This is a genomic window from Psychroflexus aurantiacus, assembly GCF_010820555.1.
GTDB lineage: Bacteria > Bacteroidota > Bacteroidia > Flavobacteriales > Flavobacteriaceae > Psychroflexus > Psychroflexus aurantiacus.
In genome coordinates this window covers 1-2318 of the sequence record NZ_JAAIKD010000017.1, presented here as the reverse complement: position 1 = coordinate 2318, position 2318 = coordinate 1, and the positions used below count along the sequence as shown (strand labels likewise).

4 protein-coding genes are annotated in these 2318 nt (G+C 31.4%); all 4 read right to left on the bottom strand.

Features of this window, described 5'->3' with window-relative positions; genetic code table 11:
- Window positions 1-214 precede the first annotated feature (214 nt).
- The gene (locus G3567_RS13120; RefSeq protein WP_164005774.1) at window positions 215-751 is read right to left on the bottom strand and encodes a DUF2199 domain-containing protein; all 537 of its coding nucleotides are present in this window, start codon (window positions 749-751) and stop codon (window positions 215-217) included.
- Between the two features lie 134 nt (window positions 752-885).
- Window positions 886-1266: a hypothetical protein gene (locus G3567_RS13115; protein ID WP_164005773.1), complete on the bottom strand. Its 381-nt coding sequence runs from the start codon at window positions 1264-1266 to the stop codon at window positions 886-888.
- Between the two features lie 15 nt (window positions 1267-1281).
- On the bottom strand, window positions 1282-1530 hold the full coding sequence (locus G3567_RS13110) for a hypothetical protein (RefSeq protein ID WP_110358478.1): 249 nt from the start codon (window positions 1528-1530) through the stop codon (window positions 1282-1284).
- A gap of 165 nt (window positions 1531-1695) precedes the next feature.
- A partial coding sequence (locus G3567_RS13105) for a hypothetical protein (protein WP_205521238.1) occupies window positions 1696-2318 on the bottom strand: 623 nt, incomplete at its 5' end.

The following is a 2318-nucleotide window of genomic DNA, read 5'->3' as shown; positions in this document are numbered from 1 at the left end:
TTCATAAATAATTAGTTTATTGGTTAAATTAGCCACAACGGATTGGCTATGTGTAGTGCGGGGCAAAAAAGCAATTAAGTTTCAATTCAGCACCGACCTTAGCGAGCCATTTTTATGTTTATTATTTTTCTTCACTAAAGATACAAATTGCGAGCGGAAAATAAAGCAAGAAGTTTGAATTCAGCGATACATCCCGCATTACTTATAGCCGATGTTACCCAACGTTTTTTATCATTTCGTTTATTCTTTTTTCCGCTTCCGCTTTTGTAATTCCATCGTAGTAATCTCTAACGAATGGGTGGTCAAAATCTTGATGAGGAAAAATTTCAGGTCTGCTATTTCCAGTTTTAGTCATTACATCACAGGGAATAGACAATGTGCTTTCATATCCAGTTATATTGCTACATAACCAGCCAAAATATCCAGTTTCGTAATTTTCATTGCCAAAGTTTGCTTTATAGTCCGAATAACTTTTTTCACTTAACGAAACCCAAAGTCCGTAGTCCAAGTTTTCACAAGTATCATTCACTTTTTGAGTCAGCGTTACTCTTATAAATCGGTCAATTTGGTCTGGATAATGTATTTCGCAAAAGTCAGAGTCCAATTTTCCTAGTTCGGATTTTTCTTGCTCAGAAAGAAAGTCATAATTCGCAGGTGATTTAAATGTCAGAGCAGGCCAGTCAGAATGGATTTGTCCACATACAGAGCATTTAAATTCAGTTAGTTTATTTTTCCTTTTTTTCCAGAACATTTGAGTTTCAGTTAAATGTTGGGTAACGGTTTGGCTATGGTTTCGTTGCGTGAAAATCCGCGAGGATTTTCCGCCGTAAACCGAAGATAGCAAATTTGCGAGGACTTTCCGTGAGGAAAGTCAGAAGCAATGAACTATAGCCGGTGTTGTGGTGTCGTTTTTATTTTGTCAATTGTTTTGTCGGTAAAGACTTCCAATTCAAGTTGTTCAGTTTGATAACTGTTTTCAATTTCAAGTCCTCGTTGAGAAGGAAATATGTCCCAGTTTTTATTATATTTTTTTCCAAGTTCCAGAATCAAATTTCTTAAATCTTTACCGTTTTTTAATTCAGTTAATAACCAATTTATTATTTCAAAATCAGATTCCACGTCTGAGTGAAGTCCGATAAAATATTTTGGAATATCATTTTCATAAATTACCCATTCATTATATTCTAACTCTAAAAAAGGAAAGAAACGTTCATTGTTTTTCCCGTTTATTAAATATGATTCCGTTTTAAAAGTCAATTTATCCACTTCAGATTTTTAGTATTAATTATTCCAATCTCCCCAAACTAAATAGGCAATAGCAAATGAGATTATAGCAAGTGTTATTAATCCAATAAACACATTAAAAAAATGTTGAGATACTATATCAGAGCTATCTTTTCTGTTTTTTTCTCCCAATAAATATTCAATTGACTTTTTTTGTCCAATTAGACTAAAAAAATAGTATCGAGTGTAAACACCTAAAACATTTACAATTAATCCTCTAAATATCAATTCAACTATAATTTCCAATAATATCGAGTTTTCTTAAATGCACCACAACGGTTCTCTAGTATGGCAAGTAGCGTGCAAATACTAGCTTTATTTTCAGTTTATCTTTTATTTTTCTAAATATACCAAAACTTTGGATTTAGCCCCTAATAGCTATTTGCTATACTAGATGTTACCCAACGTTTTTTATTCAGACATTAATAAATATCCGCTGTCAATTATTATATTATCTTCATTAAATTCCAAAATATAAAGTCCGATTCTCGGTTTGTAATTTATTTTTGAGTCAACATTTTTGTCGACAATAGTATATTTAATTGGTAGAAAGTTATTCACTTTTTTTGCAAAAGTCAATCGTATCTCACAATCTGGATTATTTACTTGGATTTCCTTTTCATTATTTTGATATGCGGGAAATAGATAAAGAGATTCGTAAGTTTTAATTTGTTCAGTTTGGTCTAAAGTACTATAACCTTCTATTTTACTCAACAATTTAGTTTTGTTCAGCATTCCGATTGGAAATTCATTCAGAGTTATTGGCTTAACATTGTTACTACTAGAAAAATTTAGTTTTAAGCAACTTTTTAAATCAGGGAAATAACTCTTAAGTTTTTTTGAAAAAACAGTATCTTTTGATATATAACTAAATGATTTTTCAAATTCGCTTTCTTGTTTAAGTTCCGAGATGTTTTTTTTGCTTATGCAAGAACAAATGCTCAGAATAAGTATTAAAATCGGTATGTATCTCGTTTTTCTCAAATGTTGGGTAACGGTTTTGTATATGGCTCGTAGCGCACAAAATAGCGATT

What these genes read in the sequence shown, in the direction of transcription:
- G3567_RS13120 (WP_164005774.1), bottom strand. Translation starts at nt 751, where the DNA reads ATGTTCTGGAAAAAAAGGAAAAATAAACTAACTGAATTTAAATGCTCT.